The sequence below is a fragment of the Pseudomonas sp. WS 5021 genome (genome assembly GCF_012985535.1).
Taxonomy (GTDB): domain Bacteria; phylum Pseudomonadota; class Gammaproteobacteria; order Pseudomonadales; family Pseudomonadaceae; genus Aquipseudomonas.
Genome location: NZ_JAAQWP010000004.1, coordinates 104,499 through 130,455 on the forward strand (window position 1 = coordinate 104,499; position 25,957 = coordinate 130,455).

Below are 25,957 nucleotides of genomic sequence, written 5' to 3' on the forward strand. Positions count from 1 at the left end.
GCTTCACCACAAACTCCAGGCGAAAAAAAGCCCCGCATTTAGCGAGGCTCTTTCAACCCATCAACGATCAGATGCCTTTCACAGCCTTGCCATTGACCGTGCCGTCCAACAGCATGATGTTGTATTCCTTGCCGTCGGTTTCGACTTGCTGCAGGCGAACCAGCAGGTAGTCCCAATCCTTGGCAAACCACATCACGGTGGTGCGCTTGCTTTGCGTCGGGTCGCGTACGCGTTCAACCTTGATGGCGTCGATCTTGCCGGCCTTGGTGTCGACTTTCTCGGCACCCAGCACGCGGAAGTCATAGGTGTCGACTTCACCATCATCCACCACCTGGTAGCTCATGGTTTTCTTGCCGGCGGCCACGTCATGCTGCAGGGCCAACTGGTAAGTGGATTTGTCGACCATGCCACGGTTCAGCGGGATCTTCACTGCATCGCCGCGATCGGTACCGGTGACCATCTTGGCGGTCCAGTCGAAGTCCAGGTCGGCTTTCTTGGCTTTACCCAGCCCACCCCGTTCAAAGTGGTAGGACTGTGGCAGCAAAGTATCCTTGTCCAGGGTCAAGGTACTTGTTTCGGTCAGGCTGGCGATCATCATCGAGGCCTTGAAGCTGAGCTTCCAGGTACCGTCGGCGGTTTTTTCCAGGCTGCGTTCCGCAGTACCGCTCATGGGCAACTGCTTCCAGTCGGCGGTATAGCTGGCGGAGAAAGGCTGAAGATCTGCCGCGTGCACGGTAGGCAGGGCAAGCAGAGCAAAAGCGAAGAGCAGGGCGCGACGCATAAAATCTCCTAGGTACGAATCAAGTGGCCGCTGGCCGCAAGTAACTGGCCGTCCAACAATGCACCCTGTTCACCGAGAACCAAGCGTCCTTCGGCAAACCAGCGAACCGCCAGCGGGTAAATCCTGTGTTCCTGGGTGTGAACCCGTTGCGCAAGGCTCTGCGCTGAGTCCGCAGACTCTACCGGAACTACTGCCTGTACGACCAGTGGCCCGCCATCGAGTTCCTCGGTGACAAAGTGCACGCTGCAGCCGTGCTCTGTATCGCCGGCCTCAAGGGCCCGCTGGTGAGTGTGTAACCCTTTGTATTTGGGCAGCAGGGAAGGGTGGATATTCAGCAGGCGCCCCTGGTAATGGCGCACGAAATCAGCGCTGAGAATGCGCATGAAGCCGGCGAGCACCACGAGTTTGGGGTTGAAGGCGTCGATCAGTTCGATCAAGGCTGCATCGAAGGCCTCGCGACCTTCGAACGCCTTGTGATCCAGGGAGCGGGTATCGATACCCGCGTCCTGGGCGCGTTGCAGGCCGTAGGCGTCGCTGCGGTTGGAAATCACCGCAGCGATGCGCACCGGGCTGTCGCCGGCGCGCGTGCTGTCGATCAGGGCCTGCAAGTTACTGCCAGTGCCGGAAAGCAGCACCACGACATCACAGGTTGCTGGCATCAGTGAGCCTTGAGGTTCTTCAGTTCAACCTGGGCAGCGCCTTCGGCAGCGGTGGCGATCTGGCCGATCACCCATGGCTGCTCGCCGGCTTCACGCAGTACGTTCAGCGCGCTTTCCACGTGCTCTTGCGCCACGCAGATGACCATGCCCACGCCGCAGTTCAGCACGCGGTGCATTTCGGTTTCGTTGACGTTGCCTTTCTCTTGCAGCCAGTCGAAGACCGCCGGGCGCTGCCAACTGGCCACGTCGACGATGGCCTGGGCGCCTTTTGGCAGCACGCGCGGGATGTTGTCCAGCAGGCCGCCACCGGTGATGTGGGCCATGGCCTTGACTGCGCCAGTGTCCTTGATCAGCTTGAGCAACGGCTTGACGTAGATGCGGGTCGGGGCCATCAGCAGGTCGGTCAAAGGCTTGCCGTCGAGCTGGGTGTTCTCGATGTCGGCGCCGGACACTTCGATGATCTTGCGGATCAGCGAGTAGCCGTTGGAGTGCGGGCCGGACGATGGCAGGGCCAGCAGGGCGTCACCGGCAGCCACCTTGGAGCCGTCGATGATCTCGGCTTTTTCCACGACGCCGACGCAGAAGCCGGCCAGGTCGTAGTCTTCGCCTTCGTACATGCCCGGCATTTCAGCGGTTTCGCCGCCGACCAGGGAGCAACCCGACAGTTCGCAGCCAGCGCCGATACCGGTGACCACTTGTGCAGCGGTTTCCACGTTCAGTTTGCCGGTGGCGTAGTAGTCGAGGAAGAACAGCGGCTCGGCACCGCATACCACCAGGTCGTTGACGCACATGGCGACCAGGTCGATGCCGATGGTGTCGTGCTTGTTCAGGTTCAGCGCCAGGCGCAGCTTGGTGCCCACGCCGTCGGTGCCGGAGACCAGCACAGGCTGCTTGTAGCCGGCCGGGATCTCGCAGAGGGCGCCGAAACCGCCCAGGCCACCCATGACTTCGGGGCGCGCAGTGCGCTTGGCGACGCTCTTGATGCGTTCGACCAATGCTTCACCGGCGTCGATGTCTACACCGGCGTCCTTGTAGCTCAGGGAGGGTTGCTTGCTCATGATCCAGGCCTTTAGGGGGGGATTCAGGGGTAACGACCGATGCGGTGGGGGTACGGAAGTCGAACACTTCAGGACGCCCAGCCGTTGACGGTCTGCGAAGGCGCGCGATTTTATCAGGCTTGAGGGGCAGCGGCCATCCTCGGGCCGACGGGCAGGGGCATATGGTGCTAAAAAAACCTTAATCGGCGCCGCGATCGCCTGTATTAAGGTATAGCCTTTAACCCGCTATCGTTATGACAGTACGAAAACTTACCGGGGCCTTGTGAATGTTTTGCCGGTCGCTGTGGTCACAGCCTTGCTTAACCTTCTTCACGCGGCCTGTTCCAGCCGCTTTTTTGTCGTTCGGGAATCTTTTTTCATGGGTCTGAGTAGATATTTTTTTGTGGGCTGTTTGTCGTTGGTCAGCCTGGCCAGTCATGCCGAAACCGTTAATGGTCTTTATCAAGTGCTGGAGCCGGTCAGCAGCCAGGCGCCCGAGGAGCGCGCACAAGCTACCCAGCGCGCCCTGGAAACCCTGGTGATCCGCCTCACCGGCGACACCAAGGCCGCCCAGGGCCCTGGCCTGGCGGCAATTCGCAAGGATCCGCAACAGATCATCAGCCAGTACGGCTACGACGCCGGTCCGCCGGAAAGCCTGCAAGTGGATTTCGATCCGGTCAGCACCGACCGGGCCCTGCGCGATGCCGGCCTGGCGCTGTGGGGTAACAATCGGCCATCGATCCTTGGCTGGTGGCTCAGCGATTCCACCGAAGGCAGCAGCCTGGTGGGTGATGGCCAGGCCGCTGCCGAGCCGCTGCGCCGTGCGGCCCAGCATCGGGGCTTGCCGTTGCGCCTGCCGCTGGGTGACCTCGATGAACAGATCGTTGCCACCGCGCCTAATCTTGAGAGCGCAGATCCCGCGCCCCTGCGTTCGGCCTCCGAGCGTTATGGCGCCGATGCGCTGCTGGCGGTGCATGCCCGTGAAGACGCGGGCCAATGGCAAGCCAAGTGGCGCCTGTGGCTGGGTGACAAAGCCGAGCAGGGCACCGTACAGGGCGCCGACACTGCGGCCTTGGCCGATGCCGTCTTGCTGGCGGTCAGTGAGCGGCTTGCCCCACGGTTTGCGGTAAAAGCCGGGGTGTCGAGCGAGCAGTTGCTGCAAGTGCAGGGCATGACCCTGGAACGCTACGCCGCCCTCGGTCACCTGCTGGAGCCCTTTGGTGCGCAGTTGCAGCGAGTGGATGGCGACCGGATCGTCTATCGGGTCAATGGCAGCAGCGAGCAACTGCGCAGCCAGTTGAGCCTGGCCAAGCTGCAGGAAGTGCCGCCCGGCGAGGCGCTCGCGCCACAACCTGTGCCGGCGCCAGTGGTCGAAGGCGCTTCACCGGCACCCGTGCCGCAAGCCGAGCCCGAGCCGCAGCTGCGTTTTCGTTGGTAAATGTTCTTCCTTATATAGAAGCAACTGACAGATGGAGTGGTTTATGGCGGATACGCGTCGTTGGGTGTGGCTTGGCGGGATTGTCCTGCTGTGCGTCTTTGTGTTCTTGCTGCATTCGATCCTGACGCCGTTCCTGGTCGCCTTGCTGCTGGCTTATCTGTTCGACCCGGTGGTCGATCGCCTGGAAAAACTCGGCCTGTCGCGCACCTGGGGCGTGGTGGCGGTATTTGCGCTGTTTACCCTGATCGTCATGGCGCTGCTGTTGGTGCTGGTGCCGATGCTGGCCAAGCAGATGATCCGCCTGTACGAATTGGCGCCGCAAATGCTCGACTGGCTGCAACACACGGCCATGCCGTGGGCGCAGTCCAAGCTCGGCCTGGCCGATGGCTTCTGGAAGTTCGACAAGGTCAAGGCCGCGATCAGCGAGCATATGGGCCAGACCACCGATATCGTCGGGGTGATCCTCAGCCAAGCCACGGCCTCCAGCCTGGCGCTGATCGGTTGGCTGACCAACCTGGTGTTGATCCCGGTGGTGGCGTTCTACCTGCTGCGTGACTGGGACATCATGATGGCCAAGATCCGCAGCCTGCTGCCCCGTGATAGCGAGGAGCGCATCGTGTCCCTGGCCGGGGAGTGCCATGAGGTACTGGGTGCGTTTGTTCGCGGGCAGTTGTTGGTGATGGTCGCGCTGGGGATTATCTACGCTGGCGGGCTAATGGCGATTGGCCTGGAACTGGGCCTGTTGATCGGCATGATCGCCGGCCTGGCGGCGATTGTGCCGTACATGGGCTTTGTCATCGGGATTGGCGCGGCGCTGGTGGCCGGCCTGTTCCAGTTTGGCGGCGACTTGTACCCGATGCTGGGGATTGTCGCGGTGTTCATGGTCGGCCAGGCCCTGGAAGGCATGGTGCTGACGCCGTTGCTGGTGGGCGACCGCATTGGCCTGCATCCGGTGGCCGTGATCTTTGCGATCCTGGCGGGCGGCGAGCTGTTTGGCTTTACCGGCATCCTCCTGGCGCTGCCGGTGGCGGCGGTGATCATGGTGCTGGTGCGCCATGTGCATGATGTGTACAAGGATTCGGACGTCTATACGGGCGCCGATGACCCTCAGTTGTAAGGCTGATCACAAACCCGGCTCAAGGCCGGGTTTGTTGCCTCTAGGGCTTGGCATTTAGCCATCGCGTCAAACAATCTCCAAAAAATCCAATGAGTTAACGCAAACCTTTGATTTTGCTTGTGGTCTGTTGCATTGTGCGCCCGGCGTCACGGGTATAAACTTTGCAAACTTTTCACAGAGGCCACTAACGGTTCGATTGGAACCGTTCAGTCAGCATGAAACCGATTCAGCTGCCCCTAGGTGTGCGTCTGCGTGACGACGCTACCTTCATCAATTACTACCCAGGCGCCAATGCCGCTGCACTCGGCTATGTCGAGCGGCTCTGCGAAGCCGACGCCGGGTGGACGGAAAGCCTGATCTACCTCTGGGGCAAGGACGGCGTGGGGCGGACCCACCTGTTGCAGGCCGCCTGCCTGCGTTTTGAGCAGTTGGGTGAGCCGGCGGTGTACCTGCCGTTGGCCGAGCTGCTGGACCGTGGCATCGGCATCCTCGACAACCTTGAGCAATACGAACTGGTGTGCCTGGACGACCTGCAGGCGGTCGCCGGCCGGGCAGACTGGGAAGAAGCACTGTTCCATCTGTTCAACCGCCTGCGCGACAGTGGCCGGCGCCTGTTGATTGCCGCGTCCACTTCGCCGCGGGAATTGCCGGTCAAGCTGGCAGACCTCAAGTCGCGCCTGACCCTGGCGCTGATCTTCCAGATGCGCCCGCTGTCCGACGAAGACAAGCTGCGGGCCCTGCAACTGCGTGCCTCGCGCCGTGGCTTGCACCTGACCGATGAAGTCGGGCATTTCATCCTCACCCGCGGCACCCGCAGCATGAGCGCGCTGTTCGACTTGCTCGAGCAGCTCGACCAGGCCTCCTTGCAGGCCCAGCGCAAGCTCACTATCCCCTTTCTCAAAGAAACCCTCGGCTGGTAGCCAGCCCTTTGAAACCGGTGCTCCTGGCAAATTCCAGGCGCCAGAAAACCTGCGCTTGAGCCGCTATGGCCACGCAAAAGGGTTTAAATGGGGTGTAAGGGCTTAGATGACATAGGTCAAACAAGAAGTCACATAGATCACGATTGAATTTGCAAATCGATGTCATAGAAGGCATAGTCTCGACTTCTTTACATATCAGCCACGGTCGTGCCCATGCTAAATCGCTTCGCACCCCTCGTGCCTCTCGCACTCGTTACCCTGTTGTTTGGTTGCGCCACCCACCCCCAGCAGGTGGTCGAGCAGCAAAAGCCGCAACAACAGCATCAAGCCAAATTCGTCGCAGCACAGTCTTCTTCTGTTTATGAAGAAGAGATGGCGACCGAAAAAGAACTGGCCCAGTTCGCCGATAGCAAGCCTTACCAGTTGCCGCTGCTGGCCGATAGCATTCTCGAACGCGGCATGTCCCTGATCGGTACCCGTTACCGTTTCGGCGGTACCTCTGAAGCCGGTTTCGACTGCAGTGGCTTTATCGGCTATCTGTTTCGTGAAGAGGCCGGCATGAACCTGCCGCGCTCCACCCGCGAAATGATCAACGTGGATGCACCGTTGGTCGCACGGAACAACCTCAAGCCTGGCGATCTGCTTTTCTTCAGTACCAATGGCCGTGGTCGTGTCAGCCACGCCGGTATCTACCTGGGCGATGACCAGTTCATCCACTCCAGCAGCCGCCGCAGCGGTGGGGTGCGGGTCGATAAGCTGGGCGACAGCTACTGGAGCAAAACCTTCATCGAAGCCAAGCGTGCATTGGCGATGGCCCCGACTACCGTTACCGCTCGCAAGTAAAGTTAAAGTGATACTTGAAGTTTGACGCGTAACCGCTAGAATCCTGAGATATTGTTGCGAACCTGACCGCGCAAGCTTGCTGGCGCGGTCTAGTTTTCAGTGTTCGGCAGCGAAAGCCGCATCCAGATCAGGATTGTTCTGCCCATGTCGACCTCGGCCCGCCTAACTCTTCTTGTTTGCGCCGCACTGCTCAGTGCCTGCGCCAGCCGTCCTCCGCCTGCGCCTGTGGCCGTCAAGCCCAAGCCGGTCTTCAACTACGCCACCCAGAACTTTTCGCCAGCGGCTGAAGATGTGCTGTTTCGTGCCCTGGGCCTGGTCGGCACGCCTTATCGCTGGGGCGGCAATACGCCGGATTCGGGGTTTGATTGCAGTGGCCTGATTGGTTTTGTCTACCGCGATGCCGCTGGTATTTCCCTGCCGCGCACCACTCGCGAGTTGATCGTGATGCGGGCCCAGGACGTGCGTGAAGATGCGCTGCAGACCGGCGACTTGCTGTTCTTCGCCACGGGCGGCGGCTCGCAGGTCAGCCATGCCGGCATCTATGTGGGTGAAGGGCGTTTCGTCCATGCACCGCAAACCGGCGGTACGGTGAAGCTTGATACCTTGTCCAAGGCCTACTGGCAGAATGCCTATCTGAGCGCCAAGCGCGTATTGCCGTCGGAGCATCTGGCGCGTAATCCCTAGAAGCACGCCCCCTTGTAGGAGTCCGCAAGCCGACTCCTACAAGGGGGTGTCGGTTTTGCGAGTGGCCATATGCTTCAAATAGCCCACCAGCAACTCCAGGTCGGCCTCTGGCAACACGCTGGCGGTAAACGCCGGCATCTTGGCTTGCGGCCAATGCCTCAGGCTCTGGGGATCACGGATGTAACGCTTGAGAAAGTCGCCGCCGAAATATTCGGTGGGGCTGTAGGGCAGATTCAGGTCCGGGCCTACCTGCGCGTCACCTGCGCCGTTTAGGCGATGGCAGGCCAGGCAGTTCTTCTGGAACAGGGCGAACCCCTGGTTGACCGGATCGTCCACCGCCAGCGCAGGGTCCGGCAGCAGCGCCGGGAAGCGTTCGGCAACGGTTTTCAACTGTTTGATCGTCGAGATCTGGAAGGGCCATTGTTCCGGGCTGATCCCGCTCGCCTGGGGTTGGGTCCACACCAGGTAAAACGGCCCGGCGCTGGGCTTGCCCTTGGCCAGCGGGGGCCATGGCTGGGCCGGATCCTCCACCGCCAACCACGCCTGGGCGCCGCTTTGCGAAAGCAGCGGCGCGGCAGCCAGTTCGGCGGCGAAACCATCGAGCGCTACCGCCTGCACATGGTTCTGCGCCAACACGCCCGGCAAGAGTACGGCCAGCGGTACTGCGCGATAGGTCATGTTGCGCTTGTAGGAAACGTCATCAACGATCTGCACGGTTTGCGCTGCCGGGTGCTTGAGCAACTCGGCGGTTTGCCAGGTTGTGCGGCTGTGATCCAGCTCGATGGTCAACGAGGCGGCGCTGGCGGGGTAGGCCAGGATCAGCATCAGCAGGACGATAATGTGTTTCAAGGCGAGTCCCATGTGGCAGTGGCGGTCTGGGCTCAGGATACCGGACATCGACGACGAAACCGTACGCAAAAAAGACAGCCCCGGTCACGGGAACGCTCTACGCGGTTTCCCGGGCGGTGCTGCCAAAGGCTGCAATGTCTAGGTGTGATCGGCCCGCTCAACCAATGATCTTGGTCAGGTTGGGCAAAATCAGAATCAGTGTGGTGGCGAAGAGAATGAGCCCCGCCTGGCGGACTTTCGATTGTTTGAACATGGCTGACTGCCTTTTGTTGTTATTCCTGAGCGTCAAATGCGCCGATGCAAGCACCATCATTGACTACGTTAGGCCTGCGAGATGGCATTTTTCTTACAGCTGCTCCAGCAAGACCCGGCAGCAGCGTCATACACTTCTTACTGATTCAACCTTAGAGCCCATGTCGGGCGTGGCTTAGATCGCTTTCATATCAACTTAGATTGAAATCCTTTTAAAAACGCATGAGGCATATGGCCATCTTCGCGCCAGCCCCTTGGCTAGACAGCTAAAACGATTAACCTGGGGTTTTCGCCAGCCTCCTACCGTTCGTCTGAGCGTGCTCGTCAAGGCCAATGAGCGCATCGGTCATTGAATCTGCCCTGGCGGCGCTTAAGGTAAGGGCACGGTCGGCTCTCCCCTTGAGAGCTCCATTGCACAGTGGTTCGAGGACGTCATGACTCAAGCTTTGATCTTTGATGCGATACGTACGCCCCGGGGCAAAGGCAAGGCCGATGGCGCCTTGCACAGCGTCAAGCCGGTGAACCTGCTGGCCGGCTTGCTCAGCGCCCTGCAACAGCGCAGTGACCTGGACACGCGCCAGGTGGATGACATCGTGCTCGGTTGCGTCACGCCAGTCGGGGACCAGGGCGCGGATATCGCCAAGACGGCCGCGTTGGTAGCCGACTGGGACGTCAGCGTCGCCGGTGTGCAGGTCAACCGCTTCTGTGCGTCGGGCCTGGAGGCGGTCAACCTTGGGGCGATGAAGGTGCGTTCCGGCTTCGAGGACCTGGTGGTGGTCGGCGGTGTCGAGTCCATGTCCCGCGTGCCCATGGGCAGCGATGGCGGTGCCTGGGTGCTGGACCCGCAGACCAATATGCACAGCCACTTCACGCCCCAGGGGATTGGCGCCGACTTGATCGCCACCCTGGAAGGCTTCAGCCGCGAAGATGTCGACACCTTCGCCTTACACTCCCAGCAGAAAGCGGCGCGGGCCAGATCAGATGGTTCCTTCAACAAATCCCTGATCCCGGTGCAGGACCAGAACGGCATCGTACTGCTCGATCACGACGAATTTATCCGTGGCGACTCGACGCTCGAAGGGTTGGGCAAACTCAAGCCGAGCTTCGAAATGATGGGGCAGATGGGCTTCGATGCCACGGCCTTGCGGGTCTACAGCCATGTCGAGCGCATCCAGCATGTGCACACACCGGGTAACAGTTCCGGGATTGTCGATGGCGCGGCCTTGATGCTGATCGGCTCCGAGGCCCGGGGCCGTGAATTGGGCCTGCAAGCGCGTGCGCGTATCGTCGCCACCGCCGTCACCAGTACCGATCCGACCATCATGTTGACTGGCCCCGCGCCGGCCACCCGCAAGGCCCTGGCCAAGGCCGGCCTGCGGGTCGAGGACATCGACCTGTTCGAGGTCAACGAAGCCTTCGCCTCGGTGGTGCTCAAGTTCATCAAGGACATGGGCATCGACGCCGCCCGGGTCAATGTCAATGGTGGCTCAATTGCCATGGGCCACCCACTGGGGGCCACGGGGTGCGCGATCCTCGGCACCTTGCTCGACGAGTTGGAGGTGCGCCAGCAGCGCTACGGCCTGGCCACGCTCTGTGTGGGCGGCGGCATGGGTATCGCCACCATTATCGAACGCCTCTGAGCCTAAGGAATCTGTCATGACCGACGCCATTCGTTACGAAAAAGGCCAGGACCAGATCGTGGTGCTGACCCTCGACATGCCCGGCCAGAGTGCCAACACCATGAACGCCGCCTACCGCGAGGCCATGGCCGCCACCGTCGCACGCCTGGATGCGGAAAAGGATGGGATTGCCGGGGTCATAATCACCTCGGCGAAAAAAACCTTCTTTGCCGGCGGTGACCTCAATGAGCTGATCAAAGTCGACAAGCCCCATGCCAAGGCGTTCTACGACATGGTCCTGGGCCTGAAGGCGCAGTTGCGCAGCCTGGAAACCCTCGGCAAGCCGGTGGTGGCCGCGATCAACGGCGCCGCCCTCGGCGGTGGCTGGGAGCTATGCCTGGCGTGCCAGCACCGCGTGGCGCTGGATCATCCAGCCGTGCAGATCGGCTTGCCGGAAGTCACCCTCGGCCTGTTGCCGGGCGGCGGCGGGGTGGTGCGCATGGTGCGCATGCTGGGTCTGGAGAAGGCCTTGCCGTACCTGCTGGAAGGCAAGAAGATCAGCGCGCAGAAGGCCCTGCAAGCCGGGTTGATCGACGAGTTGGCGGCGGATCGCGATGAACTGCTGGCCAAGTCCCGGGCCTGGATCCTGGCCAACCCGACGGCCAAACAGCCTTGGGATATCAAGGGTCACCAGATTCCAGGTGGCACACCGTCCAATCCAAAAGTCGCGCAAATGCTCGCCATTGCGCCGTCGATCCTGCGCAGTAAAACCAATGGCTGCTTCCCGGCGCCGGAGAAAATCCTCTGTGCGGCCGTGGAGGGCGCCCAGGTGGACTTCGACACCGCGCACCTGATCGAGACCCGCTACTTCACCGAGCTCACCACCGGCCAGGTGGCGAAGAATATGATCGGCACCTTCTGGTTCCAGCTCAACGAAATCAACGCCGGGGGCTCACGGCCTGCGGGGTTTGCGCCGTATGTCACGCGCAAGGTCGGCATCCTCGGCGCCGGCATGATGGGCGCGGGGATTGCCTACACCAGTGCATCGGCGGGAGTGGAAGTGGTGCTCAAGGACGTGACGCTGGCGGCGGCAGAGAAGGGCAAGGCCCACTCGGCGGCGCTGCTGGACAAGAAAGTCAGCCGTGGGCAACTGACGCCTGAGCAGCGGGAAAGCACCCTGGCGCGGATCCATCCTACAGACAGCGATGCCGACCTGGCCGGTTGCGACCTGATCATTGAGGCCGTATTCGAAGACCGTGACCTCAAGGCCAAGGTCTCGGCGGCGGCCCAGCGCGTGGTAGGCGCTGACGCGGTGATTGCTTCCAATACGTCCACCTTGCCCATCAGCGGCCTGGCGAATGCGGTGCCAGACCAAGGCAAGTTTATCGGCCTGCATTTCTTCAGCCCGGTGGAAAAAATGCCACTGGTGGAAATCATCAAAGGCGCCAATACCAGCGACGAAACCCTGGCTCGTGGTTTTGATTTCGTACTGCAAATCAAGAAAACCCCGATTGTGGTGAACGACAGTCGCGGCTTTTTCACCTCGCGGGTATTTGGCACCTTCACCAACGAAGGCATCACCCTGCTCGGCGAAGGCGTGGCTGCGCCGATGATCGAGACCGAAGCGCGCAAGGCCGGGATGCCGATTGGTCCGCTGGCGATTTCTGACGAAGTTTCCCTCAGTCTGATGAGCCATATCCGTCAGCAGACAGCCAAGGATCTGCACGCCGAAGGCAAGACGCTGCCCGAGCATCCGGCGTTTGCGGTGATCGACCTGTTGCTCAATGAGTACAAGCGCCCGGGCAAGGCGGCGGGCGGTGGTTTCTACGAATACCCCAGCGGTGGCCAGAAATACCTGTGGCCAGAACTCAAGGTGCGCTTCGAGAAGCCCGGCCAGCAGATTTCGGCACAGGATGTGCGCGACCGCCTGCTGTTTATCCAGGCCATCGAAACAGTGCGGTGTGTGGAGGAGGGCGTGTTGATGTCCACCGCCGATGCCAATATCGGTTCGATCTTCGGCATCGGCTTTGCGGCGTGGACCGGCGGGGCGCTGCAGTTTATCAACCAGTACGGTTTGAACGACTTCGTGGCGCGGGCGCGTTACCTGGCCGAGCAATACGGCGAACGGTTCACCCCGCCAGCCTTGTTGCTGGAAAAGGCCGCCCAGGGCACGACGTTCTAACCTCCCGACAGGTCATGGGTGGGGGCTTGCCTTGAAAGGGTATTTCAGGGCAGGCTGGCGGGTGTGCGTTATTCCCATCACCGTGTCAGGTATTTTTTATGTCGCTACGCGTCTGCATTCTGGAAACCGATATCCTGCGTCCGGAACTGGTCGATCAATATCAAGGTTATGGGCAGATGTTCCAGCGCCTGTTTTCGCAGCAGCCGATTGCCGCCGAATTCGTCGTCTACAACGTGATGCAAGGCCACTACCCGGCGGACAGCGAAGTGTTCGACGCGTACCTGGTCACGGGCAGCAAGGCGGATTCCTTCGCTACCGACCCGTGGATCGAAACCCTCAAGGCCTACCTGCTGAACCGTTACGAGCGGGGCGACAAGCTGCTCGGCATCTGTTTCGGCCATCAACTGCTGGCGCTGTTGCTGGGCGGCAAGAGCGAGCGGGCGAGCCAGGGCTGGGGCGTGGGCACGCACAACTATCAATTGGCCGCCAAGGCGCCGTGGATGAGCCCGGTGGTAGAAGAACTGACCCTATTGATCAGCCATCAGGACCAGGTCACCGCCTTGCCGGAAAACGCCACGGTGATCGCCTCCAGCGATTTCTGCCCGTTTGCCGCTTATCACATCAATGATCAGGTGCTGTGTTTCCAGGGGCATCCGGAGTTTATCCACGATTACTCCCGGGCCTTGCTCGACATTCGCCAGCTCAACCTTGGCGAACAGATCTACCAGCAGGGCGTCGCCAGCCTTGCCCATGAACACCACGGGGTAACCGTGGCGGAATGGATGATGCGTTTTGTAGCCCACAAGCCGCAGGTCGCCTGACCCCGGCCGGCCGGGGTGGGCAGGTTACAACCACCCCGAGCGCTTGAAGCTGGCCCACAGGCCCGTACACCCCACCGCGATAAATCCCAGCACCGCAAAATAGCCGTAGTGCCATTGCAGTTCCGGCATGTTCTGGAAGTTCATCCCATAGATACCGGCCACCGCCGTGGGGAATGCGAGGATCGCCGCCCAGGCTGCAAACTTGCGCTGCACCACGCTCTGGCGCGAGGCTTCGAGCAGCACGCCGATCTCGATGGTCTGGCTGGCGATGTCGCGCAGGGTCGAAAGATCTTCCATCTGCCGCGTGACGTGGATCTCCACATCGCGAAAGTATGGGCGCATGTTCTTGTCGATAAACGGGAAGCTCAGCTTTTGCAATTCCTCGCTGATTTCCACCATTGGCGCCACATGCCGGCGCAGCCGCAGTACGTCGCGGCGCAGGCCGTGCAGGTTCTGGATATCGCGCTCGTTCAGGGAGTTGCACAACACGTTGTGCTCCAGCGCATCGATCTCGGCATGAATCGCCTCACTCACGGGCTGGTAGTTTTCGGTGACAAAATCCAGCAGGGCATAGAGTACGAAATCTTCCCCGTGCTCCAGCAATAGCGGCCGCGCCTCACAGCGCTGGCGTACATAGCCGTAGGACGCCGAGTGGCCGTTGCGCGCGGTGATGATATAGCCGTTGCCGGCAAAAATATGGGTCTCGATAAACTCCAGCTTGCCTTCATGGCGCACCGGCGAATAAGTCACGATAAACAGTGCGTCGCCAAAGGTTTCCAGCTTCGGCCGGCTGTGTTTTTCGAGGGCGTCTTCGATGGCCAGTTCATGCAGGTTGAACTGGCGTTGCAGGTTGGCCAGTTCCTGGGCGTCGGGCTCTTCCAGGCCGATCCATACAAAGTGATCAGGCTTGGCCGCCCAGGCGGCGCCTTCATCGAGGGTGATATCCCGGACTTTTTTACCGGCGCTATAGACGGCCGCCGCAACAACTCTACCCATAATGCTGATCGCTTCTTCACAAGTGGCAGTAACCGGCCAGCTTAGCCTGAAACGCCACATTGTAGGAGCCGGCTTGCCGTCAGGTTTTTTGCAGTGCTTGATCCATGGCTTCAATGCACTCGACCATTTGCGTCCGGCACTTCTCCATCAGCCCGGGCATGTCATCCATCGTCAATCCTGCTGTAGGAATCGGCGCCAATGACCGGATCAAGATATCGCCACTGTTCCAGCGATTGAGCTTCATCTGCGTCACATAGGTACTGACGCACACCGGCACAATCGGCACTCCGGCGGCAATCGCCATTTGGAACGCGCCCTTCTTGAACGGCAGCAACGATTCACCCAGGTTGCGTGTGCCTTCCGGAAACACCCAGATCGAGGTTTCTTCGTGTTGCAGGGTATGGGTGGTGGTCAACATCGACCGCCGCGCCTTCTGCGCATTGCCCCGGTCAATCAACACATTGCCCGCCAGCCAGAACAGTTGCCCGAACAGTGGCACCCACTTCAGGCTTTTTTTGCCGATGCACACGGTGCGATAGGGCACCACATTGCCGAACACGAACAAATCATAGTTGGACTGGTGGTTGGCAATAATCACGCAACTGCTCGGCTTGTTGCGCAGCGAGTCCACTTGCGGCTTGACCCGCAGCCGCAGGATCCACATGGCCGGCAGAGCATACAGGCGGGCGCACAGGCGGCTGTTATCCGGGTTGAACGGCCGGCAGATCCCCAGCAGCACGCCCAGCACACCGGCAATCAGAAAATGCAGGCCCATCAATAACATGCGTAAACAATAGAGCATCGACACGGACCATCGGGACAAAAGGTGGCGCAGTGTACGGACGTGCACTGTATTCGGCAATTACCCCTGTAGAGGTAGGAGATGGGCGATGTTTAAGTACATGTTTCAGCAGATGGAGACAGATGCCATCTAGAGCGGTTGCAAGGTGATTCAGAACGGGCTGTAAGAAAAAGCCCGACGCAGGGTCGGGCTTTGTTTGATGCGGTCTCGGGAGACTCAGCCCAGATGTTCCTGGTCCTGAATGATCGCGTTATCCAGCAGATCCAGCAGGGCTTTACGCACCTTCAGCTTGGTTTGCTTGTGGGCGTTCATATTGATCTTCTTCAACTGCCGCGCCGCTTCCAGGGCCGCGGCTTGCAGCTCTTCGGGTGCCACCACCTTATCGAGGAAACCGGCGCTCAAGGCGTCCTGCGGGGTGAACATCTCGGCATTGATCACCGAACGATGAAACGCCGACTTACGCAGGCGATCGCGGGCCAGTTCAATCCCGGCATGGTGCATGGTCATGCCGATCATCACTTCATTCAGGCCAATGCTAAAAGGCCCCTCGACACCAATCCGGTAATCGACCGACAGCAACAGGAACGCCCCCTTTGCCACCGCATGCCCAGGGCACGCGACAATCACCGGAAACGGGTGCGACAACAGGCGACGCGCCAGGGTCGAGCCCGACGTCACCAGGCTGACCGCCTCTTTAGGGCCGGCCGTCATCACCTTCAAATCATAACCACCCGACAGAATCCCCGGCGTACCGGTGATAATCACCACCGCGCGATCCTTCTCGGCCTGGTCCAGCGCTTCATTAAACGCACTGACCACGGCAGGGGAAATGGCATTGACCTTACCGTTGCTCAAGGTCAGGGTCGCGATACCGTCTTCGAGGTGGTAGGCAATCAACTCACTCATGACGCGATTCCTTGTAATACGTTTAATAGAAGGGCAGGCCGCAGACGTTACCCAGCATGGCCGCCCCGGTAAAGCGCCATGACTGACTGGCCAGTCAGACTTTTCCCAACCTCCCGGCCCAGAGTAGGCTACGTCAGGGCTCGCCAGCCACCTTGGCCCCATACCGACACGCCTTGAGAATGGCACAATCGCCGCCCTCCACACCGTGCCAGAGGGAGGCGGCATGGGATAACCGTCTAAGCGCATGAAAATTCTGAAAAAAACCTTTGCCATCGGAAAAGCTTTCGACTACATTAGCGCGCCTCGACAGACTGAATCAGTTTGACGAGATACGGTGAAGTGTCCGAGTGGCTTAAGGAGCACGCCTGGAAAGTGTGTATACAGGAAACTGTATCGAGAGTTCGAATCTCTCCTTCACCGCCATATTGTTATGAAAAAGCCCCGTTTTACGGGGCTTTTTCATGTCTGATGTTTTTTGTTCCCCCATCCGCCCCCCCTACGTTTTTTTGCGTGTCGGTTAAGCTGGCAATGAATGTCGCTTGGTCATTTGCTGGCTGGCCTCCTGAGGCCTTGCGTGAGTTCTACTGGACATGTCGACGGCGCTCGTGCGAGTGAGGTGATCCAACCGCAGGTCGCCTTACGGATTATTTAATTTCTGGCACGGTAATTAAGGCTATCCCTGGGAAATTTCCTACATGTCGGGAGGATGTTTCTCTAAGGGCGCAGGATAGTTAGTTGGCAAAGTCCTACCCATTAATAATGGGTAGGTTGAAACAGATGGTTGAGGGGTGTGTTCTCGTCATAGAAAGCCATGCGTTGCAACGCAGTGTGTTGGTCAACGGGTTGCTGAATCTGCAGGTGGCGAGCGTTGTGTCGGCCGGAAATGCAATGCAAGCAGTGGATCAAATTCGCAGTCAAGCAGTGATCGACATCATTTTTTTTGACCTGGCTGACGGTTCGATTAACAACCTTGAGTTTCTGCGCGTGGCCAGCGAACTGGGTAACGTACGTGCGCTGGTTATACATGGAGAGTTGCCGCTGGCATTGCGGCGTTCGGTCGAGAAGTTGACCACTTTATCTTCTATCCGTTTACTCGGTGTGTTGGAAAAGCCCCTGCAACTGCGGGCTTTGCAAAAGATCCTGTCTGATTTCACCCCGTTGTACTGCTCTGCACTGAGGGGGACTCTGACAGCGATTGAGTTGATCCCTCGCCAGCAGGTTCTGCTGGGTTTGATGGCTGGAGAGTTTCAGGCCTGGTACCAACCCAAGTTCAACCTGCACGATGGCCGATTGTTTGGTGCCGAGGTTCTAGTGCGCTGGAATCACCCCCAGCGCGGGCTTTTACTGCCTCGGGATCTGTTGGCGGCAGTGGTGGCTTATGACCTGCTCGATGAGATGTTCAAGCGGCTTCTAGACCAAGGGCTCGAACTCATGAGCCGGCTACGCGAGCAAGGGTTTGATACGGGGCTAGCGTTCAACCTGACAGCCTCTCAATTGGTGAGCAGCGACCTGGTCGAACACGTTATCGAGCGCTTGCATCAATATGAATTGCCGGGTGCTGCACTGATGTTCGAGATCACCGAAAACGGTCTGCTGGATTTGCCAGCCTCTGCTGTGGAAAATTTGTTGCATCTGCATCAAGCCGGCTGTGGTTTGTCGGTCGATGACTTCGGCATTGGCTTTTCCTCTTTGACGCAACTGGCGCATTTGCCCTTCAACCAACTCAAGCTAGACGGTGTCTTTGTCCGGGATGTTGACGATTTGGGGAACAGGGCGGTCATTTCAAGTAGCGTGGCGCTGGCCAGGGCGCTGAAGATGGATCTGGTTGTCGAGAACATTGAAAATGCCTATACGCTCAACGCCCTCGTCGATCTGGGCTGTTCATTTGGCCAGGGTTTTCATCTGGCGGTCCCCATGAGTGCTGACGACTTTGCAGTGTGGTTGCAATGCCGCGCCTCGGTTGCATAAAAAATAGATGCCATAATTTTGCCAGGCGCGTTTTAAGCTACTTTGTATAGAGCTTAAGGTCGGGATGTCTTGTTCTGGTGATGGTGTGTTGTTGTCTCCCGAAGAGGTTCATATGTTAAAAGCGTTAGTCGTTGATGATCATTCGTTTGTTCGTGCCTCTGTAAAGTTACTGGTTGGTGCCGAACAGTTTGAAATTGTGGCGGAGGCGGCTAACGGTGTGGAGGCTGTACGCCTAGCGCGAGAGCATGTCCCCGATCTGATCCTGCTCGATATCGCCATGCCATTACTTGATGGTCTGGAGGTGATCGGTCGCATCTCGGCGCTTGGATTGCCCTGTAAAATTCTGGTGCTGACATCCATGGAGGCTTCTTTTTATGCCATGCGCTGCATGAAAGCCGGAGCCTCGGGCTATGTTTCCAAGACGGGGAGCCTTGAGGAGTTGACTCGCGCGATCAAGGCGATAAAGGATGGTTACAGCTATTTTCCATTGCTCTCCAACAGCTCGGTGCGCGCTGGTGACAATCAGGTCAGTGAGTCTGACTTGATTGGTCAACTGTCCGACCGTGAGCTGACCATTTTGCAGCAACTGGCTCGGGGTTTTAGCAACAAGGAAATTGGCGACTCGATGCTTCTGAGTAACAAAACCATCAGCACCTATAAAACCCGACTGATTGAAAAGCTCAACGTCAAGTCAGTGGTCTATCTTGCCGAGTTTGCCAAACGCAACAACCTTCTTTAAGCATGAAGCGGCCAATCGGGTTTCTGTTTTTTTTACTCTGTATCAGCCCTCTTGTTCAGGCGGTGCATTTTCACGACGATATCGAGCCGTTGAGGTTATTGGGACGCTCCCATCTCACCGGGTTGAACCTGAAGTTGTCGGACGCCGACAACCGTTTGTTGCGCGATAAAAAAAACGTGCGAGTCGGGGTTGCCATCACCGACTCGGCGCCTTTGGGCTTGAGTGCAAGTACCTACGATTACGAAGGGGTGACGGCTGACTATGTGGAGCTGATTTCGGATCTGTTGAACATCGACATCCAGGTTCAACGCTATCCCGACCGTGCACACGCGATAGAGGCACTTAAAAGAGGTGAGTTTGACCTGCTCGGGATCGCCACGCATGTCGACGAGGCCGATCCCGAGCTTGTAGTTTCAAGGTCTTACTTCGATGATCAGCCGGTGTTGGTTAGCCGGCGTGATGCCGGCGTGGAGTTGCCTAAGGATCTTGGCGGGCAGCGTTTGGCTATGTCTGCGAATGGCTTACCCCCTTCCGAGGTCATGGCGTACTACCCGTTGGCTAAACTGCAGATCTACCCGACCGATCTGGACGCCATCAGTGCTGTGGTTTTCGACCAGGCTGATGTGTACTTGGGAGGGGCGGTTACTTCCAATTATCTGATCAACCGAAATTTCCTGCACGACGTTCACCTGTCAGACTTCGCGAGCCTGGAGGTGAGCAGCATTGGTTTTGCATTACGGGTTGAAGACCGTCAGCTTCTTGAAATCATCAATCGGGCGTTGGCGGCGATTCCTGCCGAAGAAAGCATGACCATCTTGCGACGCTGGGGGGCAGATACGATCACCGTACGCGACCAAGGCCCGGTTGACCTGAGCGCCAAGGAGAGGCGCTGGCTCGCAGACCATCCGCAGTTGAGGGTAGGGGTATTGGAGAGCAGTCCTCCACTGGCGTTTTTCGATCAGCAGGGGAGTTTTCGCGGTATCAGCGCTGATTTGTTGGCGATGATTCGTCGGCGTACCGGCCTTACCTTCGAGGTGGTACGTGCAGATTCGATGGATGGCCTGGTGGCGTTGGTCAAGAAGGGCAAAGTGGATTTCATTGCCGCGTTTCACCAGAATACGGATAACAGCGACCTGCGTTTTACCCGGTCCTATTTGACCAACCCTTATGTATTGAGTATTCGTAAGGGCGATGGGGCATTTGGCCGTTTGGAAGATCTGGCCGGTAAACGCTTGGCAATCAGGCACGACAGCGGCGTCCGGAATTACATTGAACTGCAGTACCCGGGCATTGTTTTGGTTGAAGCGCGAGAGGCGGGTGAAGCGTTGTCGATGGTCGCACAGGGTAAAGCAGATGGCGCTGTCACGACCCTGGTCAATGCCCGCTATCTGATTGCTACCCAGTATCCATCCAGTTTGCGTGTAAGTGGTGCCGTGGGGGCTCCACCCGCGCAGATGGCACTTGCCACCGATCGAGGATCGCTAGAACTGTACTCGGTCCTGGACAAGGTGATGCTCAGCATCTCCCCGAAGGAGTTGGACGAACTGACCAATCGCTGGCGCGGTGAAGTGGCGGTGGATAACAAGCGCACGCACGCCAATCAATCGGAAATCATCCGCGGTTCTGCTATTGCTGTGATCTTGTTGCTGGTGGCATTCGCCTGGATTCTCTATTTGCGACGCCTGATCCAGAAGCGCGACGTGGCCGAACAGGCATTGAAAGAACAAATGGAGTTCATGCGCGTACTTATTGATGGGTTACCTCATCCCATCTACGTACGCGATCGCCAGACACGCTTGTTATTGTGCAATCGCCGTTATCTGGAGGAGATTGGCAGCACCCTTGAAACAGTTATTGGTAAACGCCTATCTGAAACGCAAACGCTGGACGACGATTCTGCCCAGGTTGCGGCCTATGAGCAGCTCTATCTGGAGGTGATGGACGGCGGCCAGGAGCTGCTGACCGACCGTGAGATTGTGTTTTTTAATGGGCAGACGATTACCGCTTATCACTGGATTCTCCCGTTTCGCAATAACGCGGGTGAGGTCAAAGGCATCATTGCGGGTTGGATCGATATCAGTGAGCGTGAGCGTTTGCTGGTGGAGCTCAAAGACGCTAAGCAGGATGCTGAGAAGGCCAATCGGGCGAAAACCACCTTTCTGGCCACCATGAGTCATGAGATCCGCACACCGATGAACGCAGTGGTGGGGATGCTGGAATTGGCCATGAAAAAGGCAGACCAAGGCATTCTTGACCGTTTTGCCATCGAAGTGGCGTCGGGCGCCGCGCGTGGGCTTTTGGAACTGATCGGCGACATTCTGGACGTGGTGCGCATCGAGTCCGAGCGCTTGACGCTGTCACCGCAACGGGCGGCACTCAAAGACCTGGTGGTGTCGGTGGTACGGATGTTCGAGGGATTGGCCCGGCAGAAGCAACTGAATCTTGCGCTGTCATTCGATGAAGACGCCAACCAGGAGGTCTTGATCGACCCGCTACGGTTCAAACAGGTGCTTTCCAACCTGCTGGGTAACGCCATCAAGTTCACGGACGTCGGGCAAGTGCAGGTCTGTGTAGAGGTCACGCGTGCGGCCGCAGACGAAAGCATGGGTGTTCGTGTGCTGGTGCGCGATACCGGCATTGGGATTTCCCAGGACGATCAGCAGCGGCTGTTTGTACCGTTCAGCCAGGCCAGTCATGCGGGGGCTGGAGGCTCAGGCTTGGGGCTGGCGATCAGCCGTAAACTGTGTTCGATGATGCAGGGTGAGTTGAACTTGAGTAGCGTGATGGGGCAAGGCACGGAGGCCGAGGTGTTACTGGAGCTGGCGGTTCTTGCGCCATTGCCGCTCATCCGGCCGGAACCCGTATTACCCGAATTCAGCCAGCCGTTAAAAGTGCTGGTGGTTGATGATTATCCGGCCAACCGCCTGCTGTTGTCGCAGCAGTTGAGTTACCTGGGGCATACGGTTGCCGATGAATCCGACGGAGCCCACGGCTTGCGTGCCTGGCGCAATGGTCATTTCGATGTGGTGATTACCGACTGCAACATGCCGGTGATGACAGGCTACGAACTGGCCAGGGCGATCCGCGCCGAGGAGGCTGATTCGGGCGCGGCGCCTTGCTTGATCCTGGGTTTCACCGCCAACGCGCAACCGGAGGAAAAGGATCGTTGCCTGGAGGCGGGCATGGATGATTGTCTATTCAAACCCATCAGTATGAAGGACCTGACTGCGCGCTTGTCCGGCGTGGAGTCGGTGTTCGAGGAAGCAGGGGACACTGATGCGTCAGTACCACTCTCCGACGACATTGACCTCAGCAGCCTCGAACAACTGGCTCATGGTGACCGCACGCTGGTTAACAGCTTGTTGAAGGATCTGGCCAGTAGCAATGAAGAGGATTTGTTACGGCTGCTCAAGCTCTACAGTGATCACGACTTGACCGGGCTGTCTGACCTGAGCCATCGAGTCAAGGGGGGAGCACGTATCATCAAGGCGCATCGACTGATCCAGTGCTGCGAGCAACTGCAAGCTGACTGCAACGGGCATGATGCCGTGCGTTTGACCCAATCGGTGGATGCTCTGCACGAGGCAATGGAGGCATTGGCGCAGCGTCTGGAGGAGTGTACTGGCTAGCCAGGCGTCAGGGGAACCAGATGCGTTTACGCAGGAGCGGAAGCTTGGGGAATGGCCAACGACCCCGCTGTATCAATGGGTCGTTGGCATTGTTGATCGTCAATCGTTTATCGATCTGGGGTGATGATCACTGATAAACGATGTTCAGCGTAGCAGTTGCCCTGACTTCACCGCTGGTAAGTTGAGCGGGGTTGTAAGGGAAGTAGTAGGCGCCCATGCCAACCGAGAAATTGCTATTAACCACAGCACCTGCTGCGGCACTGAAAATGGAGGTGGCACTTCCCCGGTTTAAGGTGGAGGTGGAAAAGACAACCGGTGCGTTGGGAGTGTCGCGTTTGGCTACCTTTATACCGACGCCTTTCGCCGAGCCAGGCGTGCTGTCCATCAATACGCTATTGTCGGATGGAAGCAGGTTATTGCTGGATAAAAACATGTCGATTGCGCGGTCGGTGCTGCCGTTAGCCAGCAGGTTGTTACAGCTGAAATTCAATGTAAATGGCGTATAACCCGGTTGAGGGATTTTTGTCAGCTGCGCAACGCCTATTTTAGGAAGATTTACCATCAATCCTGCATTGTTGAAGGTGCAAGTTGTCATCCTTGGGGTGTATTTTACTATTATGTTCTGGGCAAACATATCCTGGAAGTCTTTTGGCCAATAGGTGAAAAAACTCCCTACATAACGGAGGAATTTCCCGAGCCATTCAAAAAACCCCATACCGCCGCTAGTTGTATCTCTCGCAATAGCTACGTCATTAATATTTAATGTATCTTGGCCTTCTTCGGCTACAACCTGATCGCCACCACCCCGGGGCACCAAAGTAAAACGCAGAGTCACAGGCGTGTTAAATTCTCCAGATGAGTGAGTACCTGCCGGAATGGATTGCTCTGGGAACGATCCAACGATGCTCATTTCTACCCAGCGTGCCCCTTTATCAAATCCCAAGCGTAATTTTTTATTGCCAATTGGGGAATAAGCTTCGATTTTTGAGTTTCCATTGCAATTGACAGACGCTGCCGGAAACTGGGTATAAAACGTCTTCTCAAATACAGGGTTTTTTGCGCTCAACTCATTTGAAATGTCGATCAGTATTGGGTTTCCGTATTGGGTGGGTGTTTCACCGTAGCAACGTGCATAGCCATTGCTACTGAATAGTCCAGCTACTAAAAAAATAAGAAAAAATCTGTTCATGATAATTTATTGTCTCGAATTAATGGCAGATATTTTTTGATGTGGTTTCGGCCAAGTCAGGCCGGTGAATAATGCAACTGCCGTTGTTAAGTCGAACCTCAAGGTACTCTGGCTTTTCATTGGACTTTACATACAGAACGCTGGCCTGGCCGATGAAACCGATAGACTCGCCTGATTTATCTAATACCTCCGCGCCAAACGGTAGAGGGCCACCATCTGCCTTGCGTGTCTGCACGATGTAAGACTGGCGTTGGTCAGTCTCAAATTTTACATGGTTGACTGTGCCGGCGAAGGGCACTGCATTGGCAATGTTTCCGACGATCTCTGCGCCGGAACTGTTACCGCTGTCGGACAACGTAACTGAGTTCAACCGATAAGGTGTTGCGTACGGAACCAGCGCCAAGCCATCTTTATTGGTCACAATACTTTGGTCTCCATTGACGATCAGGCCCTCGGCCTTGGGGGCCTCGACTACCATCATGGTGCTGCCGATTTCATTGGAGGCCAATATATGCCCAGGAATCATCACGACACTGCCTCGCGCACCTAGGCCGGTTTGCCGATAATCGGACGACTCACCGTAAGAGGCACCTACTGTTGTGACATTGCTACGGTAGGAGGTATTGACGCTGGCGGTGTTATCCCCTCCGTTTTGATTGCTGGCAGCTACGGTGTAACTCAGGCGGTTTGATTCCAGTGCATTGCCACTCACGCTAACGTTACTTTGCTGGTAGCGCGAGTCCACCAGTGATGCACCACTGTTGAGATACACCCTGTTGCCGGCGATATCAAAGGGCATGGTCATTGAGAGATAGAATCGCGTCTCTTCGTCACGGTTGGAGTTTCTGACGCGGTTGGCAGAGATACTGTAATTAACCTGCCCCACAGCGTTTGTGTAGCCAAATTGGTACTCACGGCTCTTAGTGTTGTTTGTCCAGTAGTCGCGTTGTGTTCCGGAAAAAAACACGGTGCCCCAGTTATCTTTCAAACGCTGGTTCAGACTTAAATTGAAGGTGTTGCGTGGGCGTGCGCTTCGCAGAGCATCCCAAGTATTCAAGTCGAGGATCGGAGCATCATCTTCGTCAAGTCTGTTTCGATAGTCGTTGATTTGTCTTTCGAGTTCACGGTATCCCTCTTGGGAATAAATGGCATCGCTGAAGCTGTAGTAGCCTTCGGTAGAATATCGATACGCCGCCAGGGTAAAGTTGGTATCCGTTACATCCAGGAACTTACTGTAGGACACCCGTACACTTTGCCCGCTTTTGCTTTGGTTTTTTAACTGAGTATTGGATTGGGTCACGTCAACAGAGACTGCACCGATCGGCAGGTTCAAGCCGCTGCCGACAAGGTAGGCGCGGTAATCATTGCTGAGGGTTGTGCCGGTATATCCGGTTAACAGATTGTTAAGCCCATACTGGAACGTACCCTGCACAAAACCAGGGTTATAGTCGGTATTGGTCTGGTTTACGTTACCGGCCACCAGGCTGTACTTACTGATCCCTTCCTTGAGCATATTAGGCACGGCGGAAAACGGTACGCTGAACGACTGCTCGCGACCGTCGGCCTCGTGGACCACCACCGTCAGGTCGCCAGCAGAGCCGGTGGGCTGGATATTGTCGAAGGTAAAGGCGCCTGGCGGTACGCTCTCCTGATAAACCACGCTGCCGTTCTGGATGACTTTTACCAGGGCATTGGTTTGTGCGACGCCACGCACAATGGGTGAAAAACCCTGTTTGGAGTTAGGCAGCATATTGATGTCGGACGTCAACGCCACACCTCGAACTCTAATCGAGTCAAAGAGATCACCTTCCGAGTAAAAATCACCGAGCTTGAAGTTGGAGGTGATGGAGGCAATGTTCTTCTGAAGATAGCGTGTATTTTTTTGGTACTTTAAATTTTCCGAGGAGCTTTTTCTTAACGAGCTATTTTCCCGGAACTGCCAACCAGCAAAGTTGATACCGAAATCCAGACCAGAGTACAGTTCGTCGCTGGATGAGCCGCCTTTTTTCGATTGTATGCTGTAATGCATTGCATTGTAGCCAAATAAAAATGCAGGCACGCCATGATCCCAGAATTTCGGGTCGACATAACCAGCTTCCGAACGATTCACATAAGACTGGGGCACAGTCAGCTTCAGGCTCAGGGTGCTAATATCTAAAATAAAAGAACCGCCTTGAACCAATTGGCTGACTTGTAGACTGTCCGCGCCTGGCTGCGCAGCGGGCAAGCCACCCATGTTGATCCCAAGAAGTGCGCTATCTTCGTAGCTGATCTTGATGTCGTCTTTTACGCCGCCAAACACTAATGAATAGCGACCTTTCCAAGTGTTATTGACATAAATATCAACATCTTGTTTGCCCGCAGGTATCTCGGAGTTTGCATAGAAGCGTGAAAGATCGGATTCGCGAGATTTACCGGCCATAAGCGAAGTATCAAAGGTTTCTGCATAGGCTTTGTCCAGTAGAAACAGCGAGGACATCGTGAGAGCTTTAATAAGGGGTTTATGCTGTTTCATTCTGGGGCTTC

20 protein-coding genes and 1 tRNA gene are annotated in these 25,957 nt (G+C 57.4%); 12 read left to right on the forward strand and 9 right to left on the reverse strand.

Annotated features, from left to right (window positions below; all coding sequences use genetic code 11):
• Nucleotides 1–67 precede the first annotated feature (67 nt).
• From HBO19_RS14015 to purM, 3 genes are read right to left on the reverse strand one after another with little or no spacing between them, the layout of a single operon-like run.
• On the reverse strand, nucleotides 68–781 hold the full coding sequence (locus HBO19_RS14015) for a DUF3108 domain-containing protein (RefSeq protein ID WP_169956983.1): 714 nt from the start codon (nucleotides 779–781) through the stop codon (nucleotides 68–70).
• Between the two features lie 8 nt (nucleotides 782–789).
• Complete coding sequence (gene purN / locus HBO19_RS14020; protein WP_169956984.1) at nucleotides 790–1,440, reverse strand: phosphoribosylglycinamide formyltransferase; 651 nt, start codon at nucleotides 1,438–1,440, stop codon at nucleotides 790–792.
• A complete protein-coding gene (gene purM, locus HBO19_RS14025) occupies nucleotides 1,440–2,498 on the reverse strand; it encodes a phosphoribosylformylglycinamidine cyclo-ligase (protein WP_169956985.1) in 1,059 nt (352 codons plus the stop codon). Before purM ends, purN begins: the two co-directional genes overlap by 1 nt.
• Nucleotides 2,499–2,856: 358 nt before the next feature.
• Here purM and HBO19_RS14030 point away from each other — a divergent pair, with 358 nt between their 5' ends.
• From HBO19_RS14030 to HBO19_RS14050, 5 genes are all read left to right on the forward strand, one after another.
• On the forward strand, nucleotides 2,857–3,915 hold the full coding sequence (locus HBO19_RS14030; RefSeq protein ID WP_169956986.1) for a DUF2066 domain-containing protein: 1,059 nt from the start codon (nucleotides 2,857–2,859) through the stop codon (nucleotides 3,913–3,915).
• 43 nt (nucleotides 3,916–3,958) lie between these two features.
• Nucleotides 3,959–5,032: an AI-2E family transporter gene (locus HBO19_RS14035; RefSeq protein ID WP_169956987.1), complete on the forward strand. Its 1,074-nt coding sequence runs from the start codon at nucleotides 3,959–3,961 to the stop codon at nucleotides 5,030–5,032.
• A 215-nt stretch (nucleotides 5,033–5,247) separates the two neighbouring features.
• Nucleotides 5,248–5,952, forward strand: coding sequence for a DnaA regulatory inactivator Hda (gene hda, locus HBO19_RS14040; RefSeq protein ID WP_029292403.1), 705 nt, complete (start codon nucleotides 5,248–5,250; stop codon nucleotides 5,950–5,952).
• Between the two features lie 213 nt (nucleotides 5,953–6,165).
• Entirely contained in the window at nucleotides 6,166–6,795 is a 630-nt protein-coding gene (locus HBO19_RS14045) for an NlpC/P60 family protein (protein WP_170043287.1), read from the forward strand.
• Nucleotides 6,796–6,939: 144 nt separating this feature from the next.
• Nucleotides 6,940–7,479, forward strand: coding sequence for a C40 family peptidase (locus tag HBO19_RS14050; protein WP_170057706.1), 540 nt, complete (start codon nucleotides 6,940–6,942; stop codon nucleotides 7,477–7,479).
• Between the two features lie 36 nt (nucleotides 7,480–7,515).
• Here the strand turns inward: HBO19_RS14050 and HBO19_RS14055 are convergent, their stop codons facing one another.
• Complete coding sequence (locus HBO19_RS14055; RefSeq protein ID WP_170057707.1) at nucleotides 7,516–8,328, reverse strand: cytochrome c; 813 nt, start codon at nucleotides 8,326–8,328, stop codon at nucleotides 7,516–7,518.
• 686 nt (nucleotides 8,329–9,014) lie between these two features.
• On the opposite strand from HBO19_RS14055, the gene HBO19_RS14060 reads away from it, so the two are divergent.
• The 3 genes from HBO19_RS14060 (at nucleotide 9,015) to HBO19_RS14070 (ending at nucleotide 13,202) form a co-directional block, all read left to right on the forward strand.
• Nucleotides 9,015–10,220, forward strand: a complete 1,206-nt coding sequence (locus HBO19_RS14060; RefSeq protein ID WP_169956990.1) for an acetyl-CoA C-acetyltransferase — start codon at nucleotides 9,015–9,017, stop codon at nucleotides 10,218–10,220.
• 16 nt (nucleotides 10,221–10,236) lie between these two features.
• Entirely contained in the window at nucleotides 10,237–12,381 is a 2,145-nt protein-coding gene (locus HBO19_RS14065; RefSeq protein WP_170057708.1) for a 3-hydroxyacyl-CoA dehydrogenase NAD-binding domain-containing protein, read from the forward strand.
• Between the two features lie 98 nt (nucleotides 12,382–12,479).
• Entirely contained in the window at nucleotides 12,480–13,202 is a 723-nt protein-coding gene (locus HBO19_RS14070; protein WP_170057709.1) for an amidotransferase, read from the forward strand.
• A 24-nt stretch (nucleotides 13,203–13,226) separates the two neighbouring features.
• On the opposite strand, the gene HBO19_RS14075 is transcribed toward HBO19_RS14070, so the two are convergent.
• From HBO19_RS14075 to HBO19_RS14085, 3 genes are all read right to left on the reverse strand, one after another.
• Nucleotides 13,227–14,198: a magnesium and cobalt transport protein CorA gene (locus HBO19_RS14075; RefSeq protein ID WP_169956993.1), complete on the reverse strand. Its 972-nt coding sequence runs from the start codon at nucleotides 14,196–14,198 to the stop codon at nucleotides 13,227–13,229.
• 79 nt (nucleotides 14,199–14,277) lie between these two features.
• Entirely contained in the window at nucleotides 14,278–15,000 is a 723-nt protein-coding gene (locus tag HBO19_RS14080) for a 1-acylglycerol-3-phosphate O-acyltransferase (RefSeq protein ID WP_169956994.1), read from the reverse strand.
• A 216-nt stretch (nucleotides 15,001–15,216) separates the two neighbouring features.
• Nucleotides 15,217–15,906 carry a crotonase/enoyl-CoA hydratase family protein gene (locus HBO19_RS14085; RefSeq protein WP_169956995.1) on the reverse strand — a complete coding sequence of 230 codons (690 nt, stop codon included), beginning with the start codon at nucleotides 15,904–15,906 and terminating at the stop codon, nucleotides 15,217–15,219.
• A gap of 333 nt (nucleotides 15,907–16,239) precedes the next feature.
• Here HBO19_RS14085 and HBO19_RS14090 point away from each other — a divergent pair.
• The 4 genes from HBO19_RS14090 (at nucleotide 16,240) to HBO19_RS14105 (ending at nucleotide 22,242) form a co-directional block, all read left to right on the forward strand.
• Nucleotides 16,240–16,329 (forward strand) — tRNA-Ser (locus tag HBO19_RS14090).
• 312 nt (nucleotides 16,330–16,641) lie between these two features.
• A complete protein-coding gene (locus HBO19_RS14095; protein WP_170057710.1) occupies nucleotides 16,642–17,874 on the forward strand; it encodes an EAL domain-containing response regulator in 1,233 nt (410 codons plus the stop codon).
• A 112-nt stretch (nucleotides 17,875–17,986) separates the two neighbouring features.
• Nucleotides 17,987–18,613, forward strand: coding sequence for a response regulator transcription factor (locus HBO19_RS14100; RefSeq protein ID WP_169954276.1), 627 nt, complete (start codon nucleotides 17,987–17,989; stop codon nucleotides 18,611–18,613).
• 2 nt (nucleotides 18,614–18,615) lie between these two features.
• Entirely contained in the window at nucleotides 18,616–22,242 is a 3,627-nt protein-coding gene (locus tag HBO19_RS14105; protein WP_170057711.1) for a transporter substrate-binding domain-containing protein, read from the forward strand.
• 127 nt (nucleotides 22,243–22,369) lie between these two features.
• Here the strand turns inward: HBO19_RS14105 and HBO19_RS14110 are convergent, their stop codons facing one another.
• Both HBO19_RS14110 and HBO19_RS14115 read right to left on the reverse strand, forming a co-directional pair.
• Nucleotides 22,370–23,431, reverse strand: a complete 1,062-nt coding sequence (locus HBO19_RS14110; RefSeq protein ID WP_169954274.1) for a fimbrial protein — start codon at nucleotides 23,429–23,431, stop codon at nucleotides 22,370–22,372.
• A 19-nt stretch (nucleotides 23,432–23,450) separates the two neighbouring features.
• Nucleotides 23,451–25,946, reverse strand: a complete 2,496-nt coding sequence (locus tag HBO19_RS14115; protein ID WP_170057712.1) for a fimbria/pilus outer membrane usher protein — start codon at nucleotides 25,944–25,946, stop codon at nucleotides 23,451–23,453.
• Nucleotides 25,947–25,957: the final 11 nt, after the last annotated feature.